Source organism: Psychromonas sp. KJ10-5 (genome assembly GCF_055808325.1).
In genome coordinates this window covers 2,917,113-2,943,175 of sequence record NZ_CM147864.1, presented here as the reverse complement: position 1 = coordinate 2,943,175, position 26,063 = coordinate 2,917,113, and the positions used below count along the sequence as shown (strand labels likewise).

Genomic DNA, 26,063 nt, shown 5'->3' with positions numbered 1-26,063 from the left:
TTTATTAAGAGTTAAGTATTAAATGATGAGGAGTGAACATGCAAAGTAAACATCTTAACGGTTTTCCAAATGATTTTTTCTGGGGTGGTTCTACTTCAGCATATCAGGTTGAAGGCGCATGGGACGAAGATGGCAAAGGTCCATCTGTGATCGATATGGGTAGAGTTGTGGAGGGCACGACAGATTTCAAAGTCGCCAGTGATCATTACCATCGTTATAAAGAAGATATCGCTTTATTCGCAGAGTTGGGCTTGAAAGCGTATCGGTTTTCTATCGCTTGGACAAGAATATTTCCGAGCGGCGAAGGTGAAGTAAACTCAAAAGGTATTGATTTTTATAATAATTTAATTGATGAATTAATTGCGAATGGCATTGAGCCTATTGCCACTATGTATCATTTTGATTTGCCTTATGCACTGCAAGAAAAAGGGGGATGGTCGAATCGAGCGACAGTGGAAGCGTTTGCAACTTACAGTAGAACTTTGTTTGAAGCCTTTGGAGACCGTGTTAAATACTGGCTAACAATTAACGAACAAAACATGATGATTTTGCATGGCGATGCATTAGGTACTAAGCATGTTGATGCGAGTAATCCGATGAAAGACCTGTATCAACAAAACCATCACATGCTGGTGGCTCAGGCAAAAGCTATGTCGCTTTGTCATCAATTATTGCCACAAGCTAAAATTGGTCCAGCGCCTAATATCTCAGTTATCTATCCTGCTTCATGTAAGCCTGAAGATATATTAGCAGCGAATACTTTTTCTGCTTTACGTAATTGGTTGTATTTGGATATGGCTGTTTATGGTCGTTATAACTCAACGGCATGGCGCTTTCTAGAAGATCGAGGTGCGACACCAACTATTGCATCTGGTGATATGGAAGTACTGGCTAAGGCAAAACCTGACTTTATTGCTTTTAATTATTACAACTCGCAAACCGTTGCACAAAGCGCAGGTGATGAAAGTGATATCAATTCTACGGGTGATCAACAAATCACTATTGGAGAGATTGGAGCATATAAAGGCGTTGAAAATAAACATCTAGCGAAAAATGAATTTGGATGGGAAATTGATCCAGTGGGCTTTCGTACCACCATGCGTGAAATTTATGAACGTTACGCATTGCCATTAATCATTACTGAAAATGGTTTAGGGGCTTTCGATAAAGTAGAAGCAAACGGTGAGATCAATGACGATTATCGTATTACCTATTTACAGCAACATATTGAGCAAGTGCAGTTAGCGATTAGTGATGGTGTTGAAGTCTTTGGTTATAGCCCTTGGTCAGCAATTGATTTAATCAGTACGCATCAAGGTTGTTCAAAACGTTACGGTTTTATTCATGTTGACCGCGAAGAGTTTGATCTTAAAGCCTTAAAGCGTAGCAAGAAAAAAAGCTTTTATTGGTATCAATCATTGATTGAAAAGAATGGCTTATAAGTAAGTCATGCAGATTAATCGACACGGTGAGCGTTTATAACTGCATTGTTTCTCACTGTTTACTGAATATTTAATACCAATAGCAGTCAGTTTGTTACATCTACTTTATGTTAAGTAAGTTTTTAAGCAATAAAGTAGTGTAATAGCTGGTTGTGATTGGTATCACTAGGAATCTATTATGAAGTTTGCACATGATTTTTTATTTGGCGCTGCCACTGCTTCTTATCAAATTGAAGGGGCATGGGATCAAGATGGTAAAGGTCCAACTAATTGGGATGAATTTACCAAAATACCAGGGAAAACCTTTGAAGGCACGAATGGTGACGTAGCTATTGACCATTATAACCGCTACCAAGAAGATATCGCTTTAATGGCTGAAATGGGGTTAGAGTCGTACCGTTTTTCTATCTCTTGGGCGCGAATTTTACCAACAGGTACTGGTGAAGTTAATCAAAAAGGAATTGATTTTTATAATAATATTATTGATGAATGTTTAAAATATGGCATTGTGCCTTTTGTGACGCTTTACCACTGGGATTTACCCTTACCTTTAGAGAAAAAAGGCGCATGGTTAAACAGAGAAACTGGCGAAGCTTATCTTAAATTTGCTCAAATTTGTTTCGAAGCGTTTGGTGACCGTGTTAAAAACTTTATCACTTTTAATGAAACCTTTGTATTTTGTAATTTAGGGTATTTAGCGGGAGCGCATCCTCCGGGTATTCACAATGATCCTAAAAAGTACTTTCAAGCCATTCATAACGTCTTTTATACCCACGCAAAAACCGTGATTGAATATAAAAAGCTAAATCAGCATGGAGAGATTGGTTTAAGCCATGTGTTCAGCCCTGCTTTTAGTGTGGACGACAGTGAGGAAAATATCGCTGCTACTGAGCATGCTAACCAATTTAATTTAAACTGGTTCTATGATCCGATTTTACTAGGTAAGTATCCTGAATATGTTGTGAACCAATTAACCACAGAAGGTAACCTACCTGATTGGACGGAAGTCGAATTAGCAGTGATAGCCGAAGCAGCACCTCTTAATGACTTTATGGGCCTAAATTACTATCAGCCAATGCGCATTGAAAAGATTCAAGGTGAAGTTAAAGACCATGTTATGACACGTGAAAACTCAACAGGATCACCGGGCAACCCTAGTTATGATGGTGTTTATCGCTCTGTAAAAATGGCTGATAAAAAATATACAAAATGGAATTGGGAAATCTCATCTGAAGGTTTTATCGATGGTTTAGCAATGATTAAAACACTGTATGGTGATATAAAATTGTACATTACTGAAAATGGTTTGGGTGATGAAGATCCAATTATTGAAGGCGCAGTCTGCGATATTCCACGTATCCGTTACATTGAAGAGCACTTAAGCGCAGTGAAAACGGCAATAAGCCGTGGCATACACATTAAAGGTTATTATGCGTGGTCTGCTATTGATTTATTAAGTTGGTTAAACGGCTATAAAAAACAATATGGCTTTATTTATGTGGATCATAAAAACGATTTAAAACGCGAGAAAAAAGCGTCATTTTATTGGTATAAAAGTGTGATTGCTCATCGTGGAGAAGATATTTAAACAGCGATTTTTATGTTCTTAAGCCTATTATCAGTGAAGATAGTAGGCTTTTTTATTTATTGAAATCTACTTAACAGGCATGACCGATTCTCTTTCAATGAGCTGCCCCTTATATTGGTAAGAATGCGTTGCTTTAGTTTCATCACACAGGGTAATGGCTAACTCTACGGCTTGTTTGGTCATATCTGCGATAGGTAATTTTACTGTAGTCAATCTTGGGGTGAAAAACTCTGATACAGGATCATCGTCTATACCAATAATAGATATTTGCTCTGGCACTTTTATGCCTACTTCAGTCAGAGCTCTTAATGCACCTAGTGCCATACAGTCATTAAAAGCAATGATTGCCGTAAACGAAATACCATCATGAATGAGCTCTTTACAGGCTTGATAACCACTTTTCATATGGTAATCACCATTTCTTACTAATTTTTCATTAAACTCGACACCGAGTTCTGCTAAAGAGTGTTTGTACCCATTAAGCCGAGCTACGCCGGTTGGGTTCATCATATGACCTGTAATACAAGCTATTTGACGATGTCCATTATCCAATAGATGCCCCATCATTAATTTAACTGCATCTTCCTGTTGAAAGGAAACAGAATGGAAAAGTTGCTCAGGTAAGTCTCGATTAATAACAACAATAGGAATGGTTAATTGTTGATGTAAACGCTGAATATGATCATCTGTTAAGGTGCGACTATAAAGTATTACTGCATCGCACTGCGCTTCTAATTGCATGATCATCTCATATTCATAATTAGGATCGTTATGGCCATCGGTAACAATCAATTGCTTTTTAGCAAATTCAGCACTGGCTGCGGCTTGTTTGAGTAATGACCCGAAATGAATGCCATCAAAATCAGAGACCACTAAGCCAATGGTATGGGTTTTATTGGTTGCTAGAGCTTGTGCTAATCGGTTTGGTCTATAACCTAAAGATTGCATTGCTGAAAACACTTTTTCTCGAGTTGATTCTTTAACTTGTCCTGTGCCATTTACAACGCGAGAAACAGTTGCTTTTGATACACCTGCGAGCTTACATACATCTAGAATCGTACTCATTTACCGTCCTACTTCATCAAATAAAAATAGGCATTATTTATGCCGGAAAGGAAATAATACAGTATAAGTATTTTCAATGTAACCGGTTACTTAAGTGCTTGAAATTATGTTTTATCGAATATAACAAGGATAGGGTATTGGAGCATGTTGATTAATGCATACTCCAGAAATAAACTTAAAGGCCTAATTTTACTTGTTGGGTAAGGACACTTGGTTGGCGGCAAGTTAATACCTTACCTTCTCGAATCGACCATAACACCTCACCTTGGCGTTGTATTACATTAGCGTCATCGTAACCTTCAAGAATGATAAAGTTAGCTGGCTTATCTATTTCAATACCATAGCGATCGGTGACATTAAGTGTTTTAGCTCCATTATCGGTAATAAGGTCTAAGGCTGTTGATAAGTCTTCGTAACCCATCATATGGCACGCATGAATACCTGAGTCTAATACCCGTAAAAGTTTACCGTTACCTAATGTGTACCAAGGATCTTGTATAGAATCTTCGGCGAAACAAATATTCATACCAGCATCACGAATTTCTTTTACACGTGTAATACCTCGAATTTTCGGATAAGAGTCAAATCTACCATTAAGGTGCAGGCTTTCCGTAGGGCAAGATACAAAGTTGATTTTAGATTTTTTAAGTAAACGGAATAGCTTGCTACAGTAAGCATTATTATAAGAGTGCATTGCTGTAGTATGGCTTGCAGTAACTCTTGAACCAATGCCTTTCTCTAAAGCTTCTGTAGCTAATACTTCTAAAAATCGTGATGCACCATCATCAATTTCATCGCAGTGGACATCGACTAGTTTGTTGTGTTTTTGTGCCAGTTCGATAACCCATTTCATAGACTCTACACCGTATTCTCTTGTGTATTCAAAATGAGGAATACCACCAATAACATCAACGTATTGCAAAGACTTTTCCATTAATACTTTGCCATTTGGGAAAGACATTATGCCTTCTTGTGGAAAAGCAACAATTTGTAGTTCAAGGTAAGGTGATAATTTTTCTCGTAAATCATGAATCGCTTTCAAAGCCACTAAATCTGGATCTGTGACATCGACATGAGTTCGGATATATTGCACGCCATTAGCGAGTAATAATTCTACGGATTTTAATACGCGCTTTTGAACATCTTCGTGACTCAACATCGATTTACGTTCACTCCAACGTTCAATTCCTTCAAATAACGTACCACTCATATTCCAATTCGGCTGGCCTGCAGTTAATACTGCATCTAAGTGGATATGAGGTTCAACAAAGGGGGCACATAACAAGTTACCTTTAGCGTCAATATCTGCTTGTGTATCTGTTACCGTGTCTGCTTGTTGGACAATTTTTTTGAATTTACCTTTTTCGCAGCTAAGGGTGAACAGTTCTGATTTTCCACGTAAGCGAGCATTAACTATTTTCATATATTTTCCTAATTACTATTTTTAATTCTACTTAAATAGGCTTGGTTAAAATTAACCTTTCCATTGCTAATGCGTTTTGTAAGCATAGGCGTTGTTGTACATCACTAAGGTTGTTGCCTGTCAGTATTTCAATGCGTTTTAAACGGTGAGTTAATGTGTTGCGATGAATTTTGAGGGCGGCCGCGGTTTGTCTTGCTGATCCAAGGTTTTTAAAATAACAGCTTAGTGTATTTTTTAAGAGGTCTGATTGTTTATCAAAACGGTTATAGAGATCCCCTAAGTTGTTTTGGCAAAAAAGGTTTAATTGCGCATAGTCTTCTATCCCAGAAAATAATTGAAGAATACCTAGATCTTGGTAATGGAATACATGATTAGTTTCCTGGTAGAGTGCAAAGTCTGCTGTCTGTATTGCTTGTAGTGCTGCTCTGCGTAATTGCTGTAATCCCTGACCCTCGCTAACACCAATGTTACAACTAACCCCTTGTTGATTAAGTATTTTGTATAGTGCCTTCCATTTCGTGAGGCTTTGTTCTTGCTGTTCTAGCTGTGACGGAAGTGATAATAACCAACCTTGATGATATTCTAATAATGGAAATTCACTTTGATGATCGGATAAAAATTTATTTAACAAAAATTGACAGTGGCTGAGGTCGCCTTTTTCAAGGCGCTTAGGAACGACCATTGCAATAGAGAAAGCTCCAGTAGTATTGATACCAAACTCTACAGCTTTTATAAGTGTCATTTCAGCTGGGCTAGAGCTTGTTAATAAATGTTCCATTAAGGCCCGTGTTGACTGGTGTGCAAGGTCTGACTTAATAATGGAATTAGAGAGTAGTTCAGTCACTTTGACCATGGGTAACGAGTAAGGTTGTTCAAAGACAGGGAAGCTGAGTTGATTGGCTAATGTCAGGACTTGTTCGGGTATGCTTTTTATATAAGGTGAATTGGTTAAAATAACTAATCCACTAGCTTGTTTTTGTTTCCCGAGATTAATTAGCTGAATAAAATCTTCTGTTTGCCATTGCCAATTTAAGCCAGTAACAAAAATCAGTTCACCGCCACTTATCCAGTCTCCAATATCGTTATTTTCTGCAACGTAGGGCCAACGAATTACGTTCTCCCCCCCTTGCTCGCCTGCTCGTAACGTTATTTCTTCAAGTCCTGGTATAAGTGAAAGTGACTGAGCTTTGATCATCTAGTGGGCGCCTTGTACTGTTTTTGATTTTGTTGAATTTATATACAATAAAAGACAGTAGGCCAATGAGGCAACGACGATACCTACTAATGGTGCAACCCATGGTGAAAAATAAGCTGCTGCCGAACCGATAATATAGGCAAATATACCCTGCATATTATATTGTGGTAGATTGATTTCTGAGAGCCCTGGCATATTTCCACGAAAGCGAACCCAAAAATCGGTCATGATGATAGCGCCGATAGGTGGGATAAAAGTGCCTAGTAAGATAAGAAATGGGATCAGCATGTTATACATTCCCATAATCGCCATCACTGTACCTATTGCAGCACCGATAATGGTAATGAGTTTACGTTTTTCTGTACGTAGTAAGTTACAACCAGCCGCTGCAAAATTGTAGATAGTGTTATCTTGAGTCGTCCAAATATTAGTAAATAACATGATAACTGCCGCTATCATAAAGCCTTGTGATACTAGTACGTCAACGATATCTGATTGTTGGTAAACTAGCGCGCCAAATGCACCCACAAAAACCATTAAACCATTACCGATAAAGAAAGCTGCTAAAGTTGCTAAAACGGCTATTTTTCCTGATTTTGCAAAGCGACTCCAGTTTGTTGCTTGTGTACCGCCACTAACAAAAGTACCAAATACTACTGTAATTGCTGCACCTATTGTCATACTTTCGGTGGGCTGTTTAGCGATTAATTCACCAATGCCTCCAACATCAATTAAACCTTTATAAAAGCATAGTCCGATAAGGAACAACATGAGAGGAACAGATACTTTAGATAATATTTCCAGCGCTTTATAGCCAATTGAGGCGCTAATACAGAAACCAAATCCAAATAGGATCATTAAAGGCGTCGACCATGCACTAGGTAAATCCAGTAGTTTAACTAAAATAATAGCAATGGTTGCTGTGCCCCATGCATACCAACCAATTTGTGTAAAGCCGAGCACAAAATCAGATAATTTGCTGCCCTGAAGTCCAAAGCTATATCGTCCCAGTAAAACCGTATTTAAACCGGTTTTAAAGGCAACATATGCCAGGCCTGCTGCGTAACTGCCCAATAAAAGGTTGCCGATGAAAACAATCCCTAAAATTTCACTAAAATTAAATGCTGTTCCTAAGCTACCTCCCGCCCACATCGTAGCGGTAAAAAAGGTGAAACCAAGTAATACTGACATCATTGACCATAGCCCTTTACGTTGGTCAGCTGGCACAGCACTTAGTGGGAAATCATTTTTACTATCCATAGTCTTTTTCCTTTTGTTGAGGTTGATGCTTTGAGATGTTTACAACATTTATGCCAATCTAAAAAAGGAATTGAGGGGATAAATTAACTGTGCATGAAGTGTACAAATTAACCTTTGTTTTGTACCAAGTGCACTTTTTTGGTATCTGTGATCTTGTTACTCAAGAGGGGCACTAAATGAAATTGCACCAAGCAAGCGCTTAATGCAATTTTATTGTGCATTATTGAAAGTGTGAAAAGAAGAAATAGGGGATTGAAGCCACCTAGTATAAAGTTAATCTGCAAGCATATTTGCACCAACAGTGTTGCAAATTTTTGCAAAATCTTCGTGGTTATTTTTGATAGTTTCTCTTACTGTATTTTGCTCTTCGATTGATAAGTTTTTACGCCACTTATCTGCTGAAGATTTATTAAGTTGAGTTGGTAAAGAGCATAACTCTGGGGCATCGTATCCTGCAAAGGTGAGCATTTTGCTCACTACTCCTTTGGTATCATCGACTAAGTCATTATAGACAATAGTCATCCAGCGAGAGTTATCTAATGCTTTAAGTTGGTTTATTGCATTAAGGTTCAATGTTATCCAAGACTCTGGAATTCTATGGAAACCATCACCAGGGTAATAACGTGTTTTATCTGGATGAGATTGGAAGAATTCACTTAATTTTTGGTGTGGTAACACCTTTCCAGGCTCATTTAATGATTTGTTTTTTAAATTAACAATCACTCTTTTAATCATTGCTTTGACGGTAAGTAAAAAGTTAGGTTTAGTAAGTTGATGCTGTTTGTCATCACATTTTACATAACTCCAACAGGGTAACTTGGTATCTGGCCAATAATGCACATAAGGAGGGGTGTCTTCATCACCTTGGTAGGCATCATTAAACCCTACTTTTTCACTGGCTACGACACCCATAATATCACGGACGATTAAAATAAATTTTGCATCTGGTAAAACGTTAGCTACATAACTAATTTTATTTAGTAGATGAGGGTTTTTTGTAATAATCCCACCTTGTGCATGACGTGAAGAAACATAGTGTTGAATTGCTTCTTTTGAAACCGAGTCGATATCGTCTTCAGTGGCGCATTCACAAAGTGTCCCTGTTCTTCGAGAACCTATGGTTAATCCAAATGCTTGCCAAAAATTACGGCACTCAAAATCATCATCAGATGTTAAATCCACGGCATCAGGACAAGCTTGCATCACCATATCATGTGAGATAGTTGTTCCTGAACGAGTAATGCCAACAATAAACAGTGGTGACTTTTTACTTTCCATATAAATATAAAACCTCTTTGATTACACCATGGCTACACGAAATAAAATTAATTTTACCCATCATACCTGATTAAAAATTGGTAATTAAATAATAAGTCGTTAATGCAAGTTAGGAGCTTTATACCAATCATACTAATTAACAGATCTATTTTACTTATTAAAATAATTTATTTCTTCGTTGTAAGTTTCATGGATAGATTATTAACGAAGTTAATCTTCGAAAGGCACCAGGTAACGGCTTAAACTAAGTCATTTTTCTTATTAGCAAACTCGATAAGGTGAGTACTTCTAATAAATGAGTTGGGTGACTTATTTATTAGAAGTTTTGTGTTTTAGTTATCTAGAGTAGAAATAGCAAAGGTTAACGAGTCCAGTTGGTTTTACTAAGCTCTATGATTTCATTGCCTTTGCCATTAATTAAGGCTTTCATCATGTATAAACTAAAGCCTTTGGCTTGCTCTAATTTAATTTGTGGCGGCATCGCAAGTTCTTGCTTGGCGGTTTCTACTTCTAATACCACGGGGCCTTTATGTGCAATCATATCGGACATTGCTTGTGGTAGTTTTTCAGGGGTATCCACATGAATACCTTTGATACCACAAGCTTCGGCTATATTGGCAAAACTTGGATTATCTAAGTCAGTATCATCAGAGAGGTAGCCACTGGCTTTCATCTCCATCGCCACAAAGCCTAGTGAGCGGTTATTATAAACGATGATTTTAATGGGTAGATTCAGTTGTTTAAGTGATAGTAAGTCACCCATCAACATGGAAAAACCACCATCTCCGCACATTGCAATAATTTGACGGTTTCGGTCTAGTGACTGTGCGCCCATTGCTTGCGACAATGCGTTAGCCATCGAACCATGATTGAATGATCCTATAATGCGGCGTTTGCCGTTCATGGTGAGGTAACGCGCAGCCCATACTGTTGGTGTGCCCACATCACAGGTAAAAATAGCATCTTCATTGGCTTGTTCATCGAGTAAACGGGTTAAATATTGTGGATGAATCAAGCCATGGGAGGTTTTACCATTGGCTAGTAAGTCTAAATCGGCACGTGACGATTTGTAGTGTTTGAGGCATTTTTCAAGATGCTGGCTGTTTCGAGCACCTTTCAACTTTGTGAGTAACACACTGACGGTAGTTTTGGCATCACCTAATACGCTGTGATCAACCTGTACATGTCGACCCAATGAAGCGGGCTGATTATCAATTTGTAAGATGGTGCTGTTGTTAGGATAAAAAGCTTTATAGGGGAAACTAGTACCAATCATTAATAATGTATCTGCTTCACCCATCGCATGATAACCCGATGAGAAACCAATTAAACCAGTCATGCCAACATCATAAGGGTTATTATATTCAAGGAACTCTTTACCGCGCATAGCATGTACTATTGGGGCTTGTAGTTTTTCAGCTAGGGCAACTACTTCGTCGTGTGCATCTTTACAACCTGCACCACATAATAATGTTATATTTTTACTGTTGTTGAGTTGATCTGCCATGATATTAATATCTGATGTATCTGGCATATAAGTGGCTGGTTTTGGATGATTCCATTTTGCAGAAGTACCTTCAGGCATTGCTTTTAATGCTACATCACCAGGTAACACTAATACGCTGACATCATTATGTAAAATAGCTTGGCGCATGGCTGTTTCTAATAGGTAAGGCATCTGTTCTGGGTTAGATACCATTTCACAGAATACGCTGCACTCTTTAAATAGCTCTTGCGGGTGGGTTTCTTGAAAGTATTGACTACCAATTTCTGATGAAGGAATGTGTGCCGCAATCGCTAACACAGGCACTTTATTACGATGGCAATCAAATAAGCCGTTAATTAAGTGTAGATTACCCGGACCACAGGACCCTGCGCAAACCGCTAGTTTTCCTGAGATATGTGCTTCAGCTCCAGCGGCAAAAGCGGCAGCTTCTTCATGACGTGTACCCAGCCATTCGATATTGCCCATTTTTCGTAAACTGTCACTAATTCCATTGAGTGAATCGCCAGTTACTCCCCATATTCGTTGTACACCTGCTTGGTCTAGGGTTTGAGTGATAAAACTTGCGATACTTTGGCTCATATTAAGGTTCTCCTTACTAGTAAGTTGATATATGACCTTCAATGGTTATTGTTTGCTACTGCTCCGTGTATTGATTGTTTGATGTCGTCGTTTAATTTTGGTGAAACGATTAAAGATTAATGAACATGCCATTACATTGATGATGGTATAGATAAAACGTTTTAATATAGTTGTCTATTTTATGATCATCCTCTTCAATGTCGTTTTTTTCAAGTGATAATTTTTATCGCTGTTCTTCACTTTAGCTGGAAGTAGTAAACTAGAGTGGTTAGGGCGATCTACATTAATGCTGATTCTGGTGAGGCTGAATATGATTTGATGTTTATTATTTTTCCTTTATATTCACTATTTCACTAATGAAATACAAAATTGGTGGACTTTTGCTTACCCTAAATGAGTTGGACTCGATTCTTATTAGGTAAATCTAACACTACTACCAATAGAGAGTTACTCAGTGATAACAACGATTAAACCCCTATTTTTACTGCTAATGAGCTGTTTTTTGTTAATGACAGGTTATGGGCTAAGCAATATTTTACTGCCTGTACGTATGCAAAATGATGGCATCAGTATTGATAATATTGGTTTGGTATTGTCGATGTTATCAGTGGGGTTTTTGATCGGCTCTTATTACAGCCGTAAACTACTGCAGCGCGTTGGACATATTCGTATTTTCGCTATGTGCGGTAGTCTAACTTCCGTTGCTATTTTGTTATCTGGATTATTTCCTGATCCAATTATGCTCGCTGTAATGCGTGTCGTCACCGGATTTTGTATGGCTTGTACTAATGCCACGTTAGATAGTTGGTTAAGCTTTAGTGCAACGGAGAAAAATAGAGGACGTATTCTTTCTATCAATCAAATGGTGATTATGAGTGCACAGTTTTTAGGACAATTTTTATTAAATGTTGCACCAATTGATACCATGACATTGTTTGTTATTTCCGGCATTTTATTAAGTTTAGCAATCACGCCAATTGTAATTAGCAAACAACAAGGGCCAGTGATCGAAGATAGTGAGTCGATGTCATTAATGACCATTATTAAATTGTCCCCATTAGGTGTTGTGAGTTGTTTTTATTGCGGGGTGTTTTATTCAGCGCTGTTAAATATGTTGCCTATTGTGGCAAATGCTAATGGAATTAAAGGTTTTAGTTTATCTATTTTTATGGGTTCAGCAATTATTGGTGCCATTTTATTACAGTTCCCTGTCGCTTATCTTTCTGACAACTTTGACCGACGTAAAATTATGTTAGGTATGATCTTAACGATTATTGCCGCTGCGATATTAATACCTCTCTTAATTTCATTGAATCTCTTCTATTTTAGTTTATTAGCGATTGCCGTGATCACTGGGGTGGTAGCTTGTTTATATCCTATGAGTATGTCTGAAACTTTTGATAAAGTGGTTAAAGAGCAAATTTTAGCTGCGATGGCATCACTATTATTCATTTATGCTTTGGGCAGTATTACAGGGCCTTATTTGGCAGCTAAAGCGATGAAGTGGTTCGGTAATGATGCACTGTTTATGTTTATCATTGTGATGGCAACTAGTTTGTTAGCTTTTATTTTATTGCGCATGAAACAACGTGCCGCGTTGCCGCAAGAAGAACAAGAAAACTTTGTTATGCAAACGCCTTCTGGTGTAGTGTCTGAGCTTGATCCTCGAACTGATTATGTTGAGCCTGCCTTTGAGCAAAGTGCTGAAGTTGATGTTGCAGTGAGTTTAGCGACTAAAAATCCTGGTATTGCGGTTAATATGGCCATTGCTATTGCAGCTAAAGATCCAGAAAACGCCACTCATTTAGCTGCTGCATTAAGTACTATCGAAGAGATCAATATTGCTAAATTATACGCTGCGATAACCAACGCTGCCCCCGAGATGTCTATTCATATTGCTGAAGCATTGACCACGGCTTCACCTGAACAAGCCGATGAGCTGGTGGATTGGATCACTAATGATCACCCTGACCAGTTAGCTGACATCATTGTTGCCATTGCTAACGCGATGCCTGATAACGGTTTGAGCGTCATGGAGCATGCCGCAGAAAACATGTTTGATGAAGATCCAAGTGTGTTATTAGAAATGACAGAGCAATATATGACAGAATTTTCTGATTCATTGGATGAGATGCGTCCTGTGGATAGGAGTGCGGCTGCATCGGAACAAACAGCTGCAGATTTATACACTCGTTTAAGTGATATTTCTCCTGAGCATTCTGCTGAAATTGCTTTAACCGTATCGGAAGCATTACCTGAGTCATCAAATGCGGTTGCTGAGGCATATGTCAGCAATCTTGTGGACAACGACAATGAGCAAGAGTCCGATGCAGAAACAACGGATAACATTGAAGAAGCAGTAAGTGATTACTTATCTCACGTGGTAGATAACATACCAGAGTATGCGGTAGATGTAGCAAGTACAATTATCGATTCAGTACCTGATGTTGCATCAGATATGGTAGAAATATTACAAGAGGCAGATTCGTTAGATGAAGGTGAGTTAACCGCTTCTATTGATGATAAACCAGAAGAAAACACCATTGAAGAGCAGTTATTGGATGCGGTACAAGTGCAAACAATAGAGCCTATCAACGATAAATAGATCCATTCTTAAATAATAAAGAAAAGCCAACTTATATTAAGTTGGCTTCAATCGAATAATAAAGATTAGTTAATAGATAGTAAGTACTAACTTTTATTTATTTACCGTTAAGTTTAAGTGCAGAGAAGGTTACACTGTTGTAATCACCATTCTTTTTATCAACAGCAAAGTCGCCTGTACCAGCACATCCTGGCCCCCAAATTGGGTGCGTGTCATTAACACTACATTGACCGTACGCACCTGCTTTAAAGTAGAAAGCATCTTGTGCATAGCCTGTTGGAGAATCTTTTTCATCTACACCCTTACTTAGGTCAATACTGTAAGTGACGTCTTTATGACGAGCTGTTGTAAAGGTCAGATGCATTATGTTGCCTTTAACATCAACTACATAACTAAACTCTTCACCCATTTTAATACCCGACTCACCAGGCTCTTCTAGGTTTTCCCAAGTGTTGCCCCATACTGGGTAAGCAATATCTGCACGGTTTGGATCTTTCTTCGCTAGGTTACGTTCATAATTCCAAAATACTGAACCATATTCATGATCTGGAAATTTTTTGAAGAAGATTTTTAGGGGCTCATTACCATGACCAAAGCCTGTTTTAGCTTTAATTTGATCATCATATTTTTTAGCATGGATTTGCCCAACTACCACTGAATGTGCTGCTGGTCTTTCAGGGAACTTAGCATGCTCTGATACATGGTTTACTTTCAATGTTGCTTCTAATATGCCACCCACTTTACTGTAATCTGCAGCGTGAGTATTACTTTCAAGAGCAAAATTATTTAATGGTGCGGCGGTATCAATATCGAATTTTGCACCACGTGGCATTTGGCGTAATTCAGAACGGGCATTTTTAGAGTTTTTAGTAGTGACGGCTTTATTTTGTACTTCAAACACCATGTTGCCATCTTTATCTAAGAAGAAAAAATCTTCATGGGAGTAGCTCATCATTGCTACACCTTCGATTTCATCAACTTTACCATCTTTATTGATATCTGCAGGAATTGTTATTTTCCAGTTAGTCATATCAAATTTATCAGCTGGAACCGGGTAGGATACACCATTACCTGCCACATCAGCTAACGCGATAGTAGGTAGAGTCAGTAAGATAGATCCAGCAATCATTAGTTTGTTTTTCATTTTTTATCACCTCATTATGTAATATTGTCACACATAATAGTGAGCTAAAAAATGAACAAAAGCTCAATTGCTTGGATGTGCCTAGTTGATCACATAGCAATAAGCAGATCTTATGATGAGATCAAATATTTTAACTCAGGCCGTTAATATTTTGAGAGTTTGATCTCACTCTAATCTTATACCAATCATGCTAATTAACTGATCTATTTTACTTGTTGAGATAACTTATTTCTTCGTTGTAATTTTCACAAATAGAATAACTATTAAAGAATTAACTTCGCTAATTCTCCAATAGACTATTAACGAAGTTAATCGTCGAAAGGTTTAAATTACACTTTGAACTCAATCATTTTTCCTACGCAAAATTTAGAGCACTTATTTAATATAATTGGTATTAGTCATACATTAATTTTTGTGCTTTTTCTGCATTAAATTCTTTCAGGGATTTTCTCGCTAGTTGTCTAAAGGGTAATGCTTTTACGACCTCTTCAAAAGGTTGTATTGCAAAGGCCCAAAATATAGAAGCATCTAATCCTAAAATAAGAAAAGCACACAAAGGAATAGATATAAGCCATTGACCTGTAAAGTTAATTTTAAAAACTGCTGTGGTTTGTCCTACTGAACGCAGAATGTTGCCGTGTACAGTGTTGTACCCACGTACTATTGGCAAAAAGATATAAAGCGGTGCGATAATTGCCAAAGCTTGATAGGTCGTTTCATCTAGGTTTGGGTAGATCTGACTCATAAACAGGCTCATTACACCAAATAAAGCGGCACACAAGATAGATATGATCACTGCAATATCAATGCTGGTATCAACATTTTTTACTAAATCATCCATCTTTTTCGAGCCTATAGCTTGGCTCACGGTGATGGCAGATGAATGAGACCAAGCGGCTATAAATTGTGTTCCCGCACGGATCCATGGCATCACTAAAGTAATTGCTACATAGGCATTAATCGCTAATTGTGAGTAGAGTAATTGATAAATAGTTGCGCCAATTAGTAAGATAGTTACATTGGCTGCAATAGGGAATATCTCGATAAAATGTGCACGCATATTAACCAACATATTACTGCCGGTCTTCGGTGGAGAGAAAATAAAATCAGGTTCAAGATGCATGTATAAACCTAGGTATACCATACGTATGGTAATGGCAATTACACTGCCGATAGCCGCGCCCTGAACCCCTAAACCATGGTAACTTAGGCCTTCTGAAATATGGTAACCATGAATCAGTAGATAAGATAAAATGGCATTCACTGGGAGTTCAATGAGGTAGCCTTTAAAGGGGATTTTAGTTTTACCAAGGCCGTTAAATAGTGCAATCATTACCTGAGTGACAGCGGTAAATAGGATAATATATTTTGATATGTTCAGGTAATCTGCAATCTCTTGATGCAAATTAATTTTATCAGTTAATAGCGCAATTAAAGGGCGATCAAAGATAGTTAATATTATCCAAAATAACACTGCTACAGCGGCATTGATGAAAAAACCTGACCAGAAAGCTTTACTGAGTGAATTTTGGTTTTTTGCTCCCACCGCTCGACTTAATACCAATTGTGTACCGTTAGCTAATGCCATTTGAATACCTAATACTGCGGCTACAATGGTAGTTGCAATACCGATCGCTGCTAATGGGATCTCACCTAGAGGGGATACTAATAAGGTATCTATCATTAACATGGATTGCATTAATAGGCCGTTTAGGGCGAGAGGCCAAGCAAGTGAAAAATTCTTTTTTACATAGGATTGGGAAGACACTTTTAAACCTTAACTTAACTCTTATGTTGTCATAATGAGCTAATGTAATCGATGAAAATAGATGGTTGATGGCATATATTTCGATTATTACAAAGGTGATTTTATGTTGATAAAGAAAGTGAGACAATCAAAACTTATGCTTGTTAAGTAGTATTGTACTATTTTATATGCGAGTTGTTCAATTTGATTGTTTTGACATTGTGAAGCTATAGCTTATTAAGTAACTTCAGCTTAAATGATCAAAAGGAAATAATACCGCTATTTCTTCAGATTTCTGCGTAAAATCACCTACCAATAACTAACTATTGTTATGAGTTGCTGAACTACGAAAAACGACCTGCACCATATAATGAGATAAAAATAAGTGATAGATTTAACATTGGATCACGCTTTCACTATCCCGAGTGGAGATTAAATATTTATTTTTAGATTAATTTGAACGATCGTTCTTATATGGTTATAGTGTGGTAATATAAAGAATGTAAAGTACTTGTATGTTGAGTTTATTGACTGCAAAAGGGGTAATGATGAGTAAGAAGATTCAATTAGATGTCGTATCAGATGTTGTTTGTCCGTGGTGTATTATTGGCTACAAAAATTTACAAAAAGCCATTGAAGAATTAGGTGTTGAAAAGCAAATTGAGTTGCAATGGCAACCTTTTGAGCTAAATCCTAACATGCCTGCAGAAGGACAAAATTTACGTGAGCACGTTGCTGAAAAATACGGTTCGTCATTAGAAGAAAGCAATCAAGCTCGTATTAATATCGCTCAACGTGGTGCAGAGGTTGGTTTTACCTTTAACTTTTTTGAAGATATGAAAATTGTTAATACACGTGATGCACATATTTTATTGGAATATGCCTATGAAAAAGGTAAGCAAACAGAGCTTAAATTGGCGCTGTTTAGTGCTGCATTTACCGATCAAAAAGATATCTCTAATCGTGAAATATTATTAGCTGAAATAGCTAAAATAGGCTTAGATAGCGGGGAAGCATCTGCTCGTTTAACAACACAAGGTTACGTAGATCAAGTGGTTGATCATGAGAGGTATTGGCAAGGCTTAGGTATTTCAGCTGTACCAACCGTTGTATTTAACCGTCAAAGTGCGTTATCTGGTGCGCAACCTGTAGAAGCATATAAACAGGTCATAACAGAGTTGCTAGCTGAAGGCTAATTTTAGATAAAATAGGCTGTAGGCAAAAATAACGGCTTGTAGCCTATCGTTATCCATTAAGTAATTTTTGTATTGCTCTTGGGTCTTTTAGCAGTGCTTCGAACTGCTCGGCTGGTAGTGGTTTGCTAAATAGGTAACCTTGGCCAAACTCACAATCTATTTTATTGAGAAACTGCATTTGTTGTTCAGTTTCGATCCCTTCGCCTACGACTTTTAAGTTTAACGCTTTAGCCATTGCAACAATCGCCATCACAAGTGATTTATCAGAGTCGTTTTCTGATAGGTTCATGATGAACCCGCGATCTATTTTTAGTTTGGTAAAGGCAAATTTTTGTAGGTAACTTAAGGCTGAATAGCCAGTGCCAAAATCATCAATGCTTAGCTCAACACCCATGCCACGCAGAGCTTGTAACATATCAAATAACTCACCTTCTTGATTAATAATGAGGCTTTCTGTTACTTCTACATCTAAGCGTTCTGGAGGCAGTTGAGAAGTAACTAGTACATCTTTTATCTCATTAAATAACTTTGTACAGTTTCTAAATTGTACACTGGAAAAGTTGACTGCAATTTGCATCGGCGCGATGCTTTGCCATTTTGCAGCTTGATGTACTGCTGTATTTAAAGCAAAACTGCCAAGTTGCTCTATTAAGTTATTTTTTTCAGCGATAGCGATAAATTCATCCGGTGGTACAAACCCTAATTCGCTATCAGTCCAACGCATTAATGCTTCTGCACCGACTATTTTTTGGGTTTTCAGATTAATTAATGGCTGGTAGTACATCTCTAAGTTATTTTCTTTAATAGCCACATGTAATCGTAAGTTGACAGCTACTTTGCGGTTCACTTCATCATTCATCTTAGACTCAAAGAAACTAAAGTTTTTACGACCATTTCCTTTTACTTTATAAAGAGCCATATCGGCACATTTCAAAAGTGTTTCTGCATCATCAGCATCGTCTGGGTATATGGCTAGTCCGATACTGCTTGAAGTATGAAATAGGTGTTTATCGATTTGGAAGGGCTGTTCAAATAGGTGATGAATTTTAAATGCAATCTCAGTGGCTTGTTCAAGATCCTCTAAGTCATTAATCACCAGCATAAATTCATCACCGCTTAATCGTGCGACTGTGTCTGTTTTACGCAAAGCCGAACGTAGGCGTTGACTTGTTTCGATCAGTATTTTATCACCTGCAGCATGACCTAAAGTATCATTAATTTGCTTAAAATTATCGAGGTCTATGTACATCAGTAGTACTTTTTTATGTGTTCGTTGTGAATAATCAATCGCATGGTTGAGTTTTTCTAAACTATAACTTCTATTCGGGAGCCCCGTTAATGAGTCATGGGTTGCTTGATAAGCGAGTTTTTGTTCTGATACTTGGCGTTTTTTTATCTCGTTTTCTAGTTCTAAATTGTATTGTGAGAGCTCTTTTCGGCGTTTTTGTGAATCATTAATTTGATGATGGAGTTGAGCGTTTTTGTGCTCAATATAGAACAAGTAATACAACGTTAAAAAGACAGGAATGGCTAATAAAGAGATAACCACAACAAACCATTTAGAAGTAAATAAATCATTGTTATTAATATTTTCATACCAAGCTTCAATAACAAAAGGTGCGCCTATTATTTCTTTTTTTAAATGGAAACTATGCATTAAATTTTCATGTTGATGAGAGTGTGTTATCTCTGCATGAGAAGCTGCTTTTAAGGAGTCCCATATAAATAGGTTGCCTTGGGTACTACGAAGTGTGATATGGCTTCCACTGCCTTCATATTCTAAAGCAGTGAGTAAAGAAATGACTTGTTCTCTGTTGAATTCAGCAATGAGTAAAGCAATAGGACTATTATGGAAATAAACGGTTGTGGATAAGCGTATGACTAAATTACCGTTTATTTCATTCACAAATAACGATTGTTTGGATTTTTTTAATTCGGAAATATTGAGCCCTTGATAGTTAAATGCAGTCGTACTATTACTATCAGCAATAATATCTTTATTTAACTCAATTAGGGTAACACGAGAAAATATAGGAGTTAGTTTGTCCTGTGGGGAAATCAATTGTTTTTCGATTAACTCTCGAAGATTAAAAAGGCTTGCACCTAATCCATAAGTCATCGACATACCTGCGCTTTTATTAGCAAAGAATGTCATGAGAACTTTATCTTCAGCCGCAAGGATTGAATTATGTTTGGCTAGTTTAAAATAATTACTCAATAACTCCCCATAATGACTGATTCTTAAGTGCAACTCATTATCTCTTGATTCTTCAAGTTTATTTTGGCCTAGGTTGGTCACTGTTAAAATAAGTAAAAGGTATCCTGCAAGCATAGCACTTGCAATAAAGAGGGTATTTTTTTGAGTAAACCAACGAGGCATAAAAGTCCCTATTGTGATTTAACGTTAAAAAAATCAGGGTAAAAATGAAAAACAGAAGGGTAATATTTTTTAACTAATACATTATATTCGCCACTGTCTTGTATCTCTTTAAAGTACAGATTAAATGCTTTTCGGAGATTTGGTGAGTCTTTTCGGAAAACCACACCCATCTTTTGATTCTCAGAGATTGGTCCAATAACTTTAGTCTTACCTGGCCATTTTTCTAATGCGATTAATATATCTGGTACGTCTAGTAATGTTAGCTCAGCATCGTTATTTAATATAGCGGGAATCATCTCATTTAGCTTTCTTTCTGTGACAGGTAGTATAATTTTAGCCTCTGTATTGTATAAGTCATAAAGTTCGGGATCTAAACAGGTCTGTTTCATTGCTAATACTTCATGGCCTTTGAATAAGGACTTTACTGTTTTAATATCTTCAGTGACTGAGCCGGATGGGGTTATTGGTGAAAGTGCTGAGTCAGATCTCGCCATTAACCAAACAGCGGAAGGGAAATAAGGTATAGAAAAATCAACGACTTCTTGTCTCCAAGGTAAGATAGTCGCACCAGTGGCGAGAATATCTCCCTGTATTTCATGCTGAATATGGCCTTTTACCACTACACCATTAACATAGTTTGCATTGCGACCGGTGAGCAAGGTCATTGAGTTATGCCAGGTTGCTTCAATAAATTGATACTTTAAACCTAAGTGCTTGGCAAACCCCTGCATTAATTCAACGTCTAACCCACTAGCTAGGGTATGCTCGCCCTCTTTATAAATATTAATGAAATTAGCATAGGGAATACCGATATGGCGTAACACACCATCCGCTTTGATTTCAGCTAAATCACGAGCAGAACTCCAACTACTGTAAAAGCATAGTAGCAGAAGAGATACGATAAGGTACCTTAACTTGATGTTCGCCATAAAAAAGACCTTTAGAGGTAAAATAATTATATATACTGTTTATTTATTATACCTCTAAAGTATAGGTACTAAAAGCCACGATTAAGTGGCTTAATTTTTTAAAGCATATCGTTAAATACTTTTTTCATCGCTTTTATTAAGTTATCTACGTCATCTTCATCGTGGAATAGATGGGTCGATATTCTTAATGCGTAAGTATTCGTCGTATCATTTTGTGTAATTTTAAAATCAGTGGTGCGAATAATGAATCCTGTTTGTTCTCGTAATGTATCTCTGAATTCAGTTAAGGTATCTGAATCACTAACGTCTGTAAAAGGGTTGAAAGTGGTAATGGCACTTGCTAACTCATCGATATCTGGAGAGTAGATAGCTGCATCAGGGAATGCCAATTTAAGTTGTTGTTTACAACGTTTGCTAAGTGTTAAAACGCGCTCTTCAATCACATCTCTACCTATTTCATCCCACATTGCGCAGGCATCTGCCAGTGCTTGTTTAGCTGGGTAGTTATCATTACCAATGTATTGTAGTTGCAATTGTGTACCAAGGTAATCTGCGTGGCCTAATGATGAATTGATAAACCATAATGAGGTATCTCTATCTGACCAATACTGATCTAGACGTTCCGCGCTATTTAAAACAAATAATATACCCGTTGCACCTGCTCCACATTGCCATTTATGTCCTGAGCCAGCATAAAAGTCACAACCAATATCATGAAAATCAAGGTCCAGCATACCAATGGCATGAGCACCATCAATTAACGTTGGAATTTCATTCGGTATTGCCACTTCTTGACAGATACGCTTCGCAGGCAGGCGAGTACCGGTTTTGTAAGTGATGTGCGAAAAAGTAATTAAACGTACTCGGCCTGAATATTCATTTACAGCGTTGCTAAAGAGGTCAACAAACTGTTGCTCAGTGATGCTTTCATCTCCAGTATCTACCGGAATATCTAAGTAGATCACTTCTACTCCATAACGCTCTGAAACAACATGTAATGGAGACTCTGCTGCAACGTGTTCATGGTGGGTTGTTAATATTACATCGCCTGATTCAAATTGCAGACCATTTAAAATCGAGCACATGCCGTCAGTTGTATTTCGGCTAAGAATTATCTCGTCTGCGTTTGCTCCCATGCCGGCAGCAATGCTTGTACTCATTTCAGTGGTATAAGGCCATTCGCCAAACTTTTCCTGCATATCCCATGGGTTTTCGGCAACGCTCAGGTTATTTGCATAGTAATTTTTTAAAACACTGCTTGGCATCGAACCGGTTGTTCCAACATTCATATAAGTAGTGTTTTTATCTAATATAAATTCCTTTTTAACTTTACTCCAAATGGATTTATTGTTGCGAGAAGAGCGATATTGGTGGGTGTTTTTGGCATTTGCAGTGGTGGGCAGCAAGCTAGCGCTTATTCCTGCTGCCGCTAAACCAGATGTAACTTTTAAGAAATGTCGTCGGTCTTGTGAGGTACTTTTATCTTCAATCATGTTAAATCCCTTCAGTTAGATGAAAATATAAGCATAGAGGAATTAATATGAAAAGCGATGGGATTTTATAATATTTAACTATAAAACACTGAAATATATATAGTTAATTTCGGTTCTCCGCGTATGTCTGCTTTTGTCATGTAACAAGTGACTTGATGTGCTGTTGGAATAAGCACATTCTATTTACAGGATTTGTAAAATATCGTAGTGATGAATTTTATTATTAATCGTCATACTGACCTCTGCATCAATTTTTTGACCTAGTAACATTGCGCCAATCGGCGACTCTGGCGTCACTACTAATACAGTATGTTGTTGCCATTGTAATTTTACTCCGCCAGCAACGGGACAAATAAATAAATACTTAGCTTGCTCATGTTGGTCAACTAATACGACTAACGAACCTATTGCACCTTCCAGTGAACTTCTTAATGGTAAACTAACACAAGCATCGATATCTGCTTGGCATTTTAAAGCACGTTGTGACTGCCCATGGGCGAGGTAGGCTGCTTCTAATGCCAGCGTATCGTATTTGTTTTCGGCAATATTTTCTTCATTAGTTGCTGTTTCATGAGCACTTTTAGCTGCGACTTGTGCGTTGTTTAATTGCTTTTGTAAGTGTGTCATTAGTTGCTGATGCAGCTGTATTTTATTCATTTTATTGGGTTACAACATAAGCTAGGTTTACGATACTTGGATTATACCTAGCCTGATGACTAAATGGTGGTTAATTATTTTATTTTCCAGTCGTAATTAGCCACATAATTTAAGTCGGTAATAAACATAATTGAAATAACGCTAGTATGAATAGTCTAGATATTGATTAATATTTACTGTATCAATTTGCGAGGGATGCAAATATTGTTGAGCATATTGTTGGTAGATCCCACTGGTTAAAAACAACTTAAAAGTTGCTGGTTCTAGATGTTTATCTATGGTGATTTGATACAAGACATCAATCGCCTCACTCAAGGATAATGTAGATTTAATTGAGCTGTTAATTGATGTTAAAGCAACAAATATATCGCTGAGTAACATAATATGTTCAGTGATTGATAAGTCCGTGTGTGTGGCGTCGTTCGGATAAGGCACCGCATGTAAGCTGCTGTGGTACATGGACAAGTCGATCACATTGTGGCTATATTTTTTATTTGATAGTTCACTTAACATGGTTTTGATGGAGTTTAGTTGTTGTTGTGCTTGTTGCTGTTGTTCTTCAGTTGCAGTGCCTTGTTCAATCGATAGGTTATACAATTCAGCTATATTTGTATCTGCGTTTGCTAGAGTACCTTCTATATCCATATCCCCCACCAAGTCTGTTGTTACTTGGCTTAATAACACTTCAGTTGCAGGTAATCTTTGTTTTTTCGGGGAAATGTGCAGCATTTCAATAGCCGATAATCCCATACTCTTATCAAAATAACGTAACCATGTTTTTTCACTTAATTGTTGTAAGCGAAGCTGGTCTTGAGAAGTTAACTTATGGTGACCTTGATTCACTTTCGCTATAAACTCAAAATCTCGCATTAATTGTAACTGCTCTTTAATTAACTTTTCTTTTAATGGCTTATTGAGCTCAGGGTTAGCGCGACTCTGTTGGTAATAGTTAATTTCAGCATCTCGCCACAATACTTCAAAGCGCATTCTTATTTCGTGTATTCGATTGTAAGGTATCGCCAACTTACTGCCTTTATTGACTATCTCTTCTGTGGTTAAACCGTGATATAAATTTTTCCAAGCTTTTGTTTTAAGTAAGTTAAGTTTTGTTTGGTCTGAAAGTGTTAAACAGGAAAACTCTGGTAAATTGGAATCGCTGGCAGCAATACCTAACATCTCCGTTAATGTTGGAGAGCGGCTGATTTGGTTGTTGTTATAGAGCGCTTTATTATCGATTATTTGGGCATTAAGTGATGCAAACAATGCTGCTCGCTCCGTATGCTTAATATTTTGTTGCGCAATGAGATCTGTCATATCTGTCAAAGCAGCATTGATATGGTTTAACTCAGAAAATCGTGTTGGTTGAGTTTGGAATCTTTTATATTCTTCGGATTTTGCAATTGCTAGAGCATTAATTAACCTGCTCAACGCTTTACCGATAGGTGAAGAGAATCTCCATGATAATAGAATTGATAACACTAAGCAGATTAATGATATTTCGATGGATGTTTTGATACTTGGCAATAAGACTGATTGCTTAGGAGCTAACAGGGCTAAATAGCTAGGGGCACCTGTTGCACCTATCATGCTTGTTAAATAAACATAATAAGTTTGTGTATCAGCTTCAATTTCGCGTAATTCGTTAGTAACTTGTGAGTCAACGAGTTCCATTAATAAAGGGTAGGGAGAACGTTCAGGGCTCTTCCATTTATCTGTATCAGAGGTCGCTAATAAATGCCCTTTATTAGTAAAGAGGTACATCTCCCTCAATAGGGAAGGGGTGTTGATATGACTTAGTATATCAGTATAGTCATTTAATCTACTCTCGATCGCGATAACCGCTCTGTCTGTATTGAGCTTCCTAGAATAAATGATAGTTTTCTCTGTTTGTGAAGTGATGGCTGTTATTTCAGATAGTGCCGCTTTATACCAAGCACTGGTAGTGATATCTCCAGTGGTTGTTTCTTTAAATTTATTTAAAAAGTGAAAATTAGCATCAAAATAAAACTCTTCTCTAATTGTATCTGTGTTGTTTTTTTGAATTGAAACAAGTAACCATTTTGCTCCTTTTATTTGCTGGATATATTGAGCACTTTCAGGCTTATTCAATGCAACTAGTTTTTGTAAATTGCCGTTTTTAAAGCCCACTGAAATAGATTGGTAACTTTCATGCTGATTGAGTATCTGCGCAAATCGATTAATACTATAGGTGGTTAGCTTATTATGACGAGTAAGATCTTGTGAGCTAGTTAAGGCAGTTAATTGATCCGATATTTGTTGTTTATTTTGTTCTGTGCGATAGCGAATTTGATCTGCAGCTGTTTGATAAATTTGTAGTACTGCATCTTTAGCCTGCTTTTGGCTATGATAATAATGTAAAGACGCCGCTATGGTACTAATTAATAAGCTGGTAAATAGAAATGCACTAAACAATCGAACACCAATGGACAAGGTTGCTTTTTCAGCAGATTTAGACATGACTTTTCCTGATTTTAAAACGGTTAAACCGATAACACTAATAGAGTGTCTCGGGTTTGACGGGTTATTTGCTTAATCTTTTATCAGACCAGTAATA

Annotated in this window: 17 protein-coding genes; 4 read left to right on the top strand and 13 right to left on the bottom strand. The window is 37.4% G+C overall.

All coding sequences use genetic code 11. The features are described from left to right. The first annotated feature begins 38 nt into the window (after positions 1–38). Together AC0L3W_RS12810 and AC0L3W_RS12805 are read left to right on the top strand one after the other, a co-directional pair. Positions 39–1,442: a glycoside hydrolase family 1 protein gene (locus AC0L3W_RS12810; RefSeq protein ID WP_409440345.1), complete on the top strand. Its 1,404-nt coding sequence runs from the start codon at positions 39–41 to the stop codon at positions 1,440–1,442. Between the two features lie 178 nt (positions 1,443–1,620). After that, positions 1,621–3,030 carry a glycoside hydrolase family 1 protein gene (locus AC0L3W_RS12805; protein ID WP_409440346.1) on the top strand — a complete coding sequence of 470 codons (1,410 nt, stop codon included), beginning with the start codon at positions 1,621–1,623 and terminating at the stop codon, positions 3,028–3,030. A gap of 66 nt (positions 3,031–3,096) precedes the next feature. Here the strand turns inward: AC0L3W_RS12805 and AC0L3W_RS12800 are convergent, their stop codons facing one another. The 6 genes from AC0L3W_RS12800 to poxB form a co-directional block, all read right to left on the bottom strand. Continuing rightward, the gene (locus AC0L3W_RS12800) at positions 3,097–4,095 is read right to left on the bottom strand and encodes a LacI family DNA-binding transcriptional regulator (protein WP_290040846.1); all 999 of its coding nucleotides are present in this window, start codon (positions 4,093–4,095) and stop codon (positions 3,097–3,099) included. Positions 4,096–4,270: 175 nt separating this feature from the next. Then, positions 4,271–5,518 (bottom strand): cytosine deaminase, encoded by a 1,248-nt coding sequence (codA, locus tag AC0L3W_RS12795; protein ID WP_409440347.1) that lies wholly within the window; start codon positions 5,516–5,518, stop codon positions 4,271–4,273. Positions 5,519–5,549: 31 nt separating this feature from the next. Continuing rightward, a complete protein-coding gene (locus AC0L3W_RS12790; RefSeq protein WP_409440348.1) occupies positions 5,550–6,713 on the bottom strand; it encodes a PucR family transcriptional regulator in 1,164 nt (387 codons plus the stop codon). Further along, entirely contained in the window at positions 6,714–7,973 is a 1,260-nt protein-coding gene (gene codB / locus AC0L3W_RS12785) for a cytosine permease (RefSeq protein ID WP_409440349.1), read from the bottom strand. 273 nt (positions 7,974–8,246) lie between these two features. Continuing rightward, a complete protein-coding gene (locus AC0L3W_RS12780; RefSeq protein WP_409440350.1) occupies positions 8,247–9,251 on the bottom strand; it encodes a sulfotransferase in 1,005 nt (334 codons plus the stop codon). A 361-nt stretch (positions 9,252–9,612) separates the two neighbouring features. Continuing rightward, a complete protein-coding gene (gene poxB / locus AC0L3W_RS12775) occupies positions 9,613–11,337 on the bottom strand; it encodes a ubiquinone-dependent pyruvate dehydrogenase (RefSeq protein WP_409440351.1) in 1,725 nt (574 codons plus the stop codon). A 454-nt stretch (positions 11,338–11,791) separates the two neighbouring features. Here poxB and AC0L3W_RS12770 point away from each other — a divergent pair, with 454 nt between their 5' ends. Further along, entirely contained in the window at positions 11,792–13,942 is a 2,151-nt protein-coding gene (locus AC0L3W_RS12770) for an MFS transporter (protein WP_409440352.1), read from the top strand. A 97-nt stretch (positions 13,943–14,039) separates the two neighbouring features. Here AC0L3W_RS12770 and AC0L3W_RS12765 read toward each other — a convergent pair whose 3' ends face one another. Both AC0L3W_RS12765 and AC0L3W_RS12760 read right to left on the bottom strand, forming a co-directional pair. Then, on the bottom strand, positions 14,040–15,086 hold the full coding sequence (locus AC0L3W_RS12765; protein ID WP_409440353.1) for a polysaccharide lyase family 7 protein: 1,047 nt from the start codon (positions 15,084–15,086) through the stop codon (positions 14,040–14,042). Positions 15,087–15,480: 394 nt separating this feature from the next. Further along, positions 15,481–16,854, bottom strand: a complete 1,374-nt coding sequence (locus AC0L3W_RS12760; RefSeq protein WP_409440354.1) for an MATE family efflux transporter — start codon at positions 16,852–16,854, stop codon at positions 15,481–15,483. Between the two features lie 494 nt (positions 16,855–17,348). Between AC0L3W_RS12760 and AC0L3W_RS12755 the strand changes: the two genes are divergently transcribed. Further along, positions 17,349–18,029 (top strand): DsbA family oxidoreductase, encoded by a 681-nt coding sequence (locus AC0L3W_RS12755; protein WP_409440355.1) that lies wholly within the window; start codon positions 17,349–17,351, stop codon positions 18,027–18,029. Positions 18,030–18,078: 49 nt separating this feature from the next. Here AC0L3W_RS12755 and AC0L3W_RS12750 read toward each other — a convergent pair whose 3' ends face one another. From AC0L3W_RS12750 to AC0L3W_RS12730, 5 genes are all read right to left on the bottom strand, one after another. Further along, positions 18,079–20,409, bottom strand: coding sequence for a putative bifunctional diguanylate cyclase/phosphodiesterase (locus AC0L3W_RS12750; RefSeq protein WP_409440356.1), 2,331 nt, complete (start codon positions 20,407–20,409; stop codon positions 18,079–18,081). Between the two features lie 8 nt (positions 20,410–20,417). Further along, on the bottom strand, positions 20,418–21,338 hold the full coding sequence (locus AC0L3W_RS12745) for a transporter substrate-binding domain-containing protein (RefSeq protein ID WP_409440357.1): 921 nt from the start codon (positions 21,336–21,338) through the stop codon (positions 20,418–20,420). 98 nt (positions 21,339–21,436) lie between these two features. After that, positions 21,437–22,831, bottom strand: a complete 1,395-nt coding sequence (locus tag AC0L3W_RS12740; protein ID WP_290040830.1) for an aminotransferase class V-fold PLP-dependent enzyme — start codon at positions 22,829–22,831, stop codon at positions 21,437–21,439. Positions 22,832–23,014: 183 nt separating this feature from the next. Beyond that, the gene (locus tag AC0L3W_RS12735) at positions 23,015–23,488 is read right to left on the bottom strand and encodes a transcription elongation factor (RefSeq protein WP_290040829.1); all 474 of its coding nucleotides are present in this window, start codon (positions 23,486–23,488) and stop codon (positions 23,015–23,017) included. Positions 23,489–23,629: 141 nt separating this feature from the next. Further along, on the bottom strand, positions 23,630–25,966 hold the full coding sequence (locus AC0L3W_RS12730) for an HD domain-containing phosphohydrolase (RefSeq protein WP_409440358.1): 2,337 nt from the start codon (positions 25,964–25,966) through the stop codon (positions 23,630–23,632). Positions 25,967–26,063: the final 97 nt, after the last annotated feature.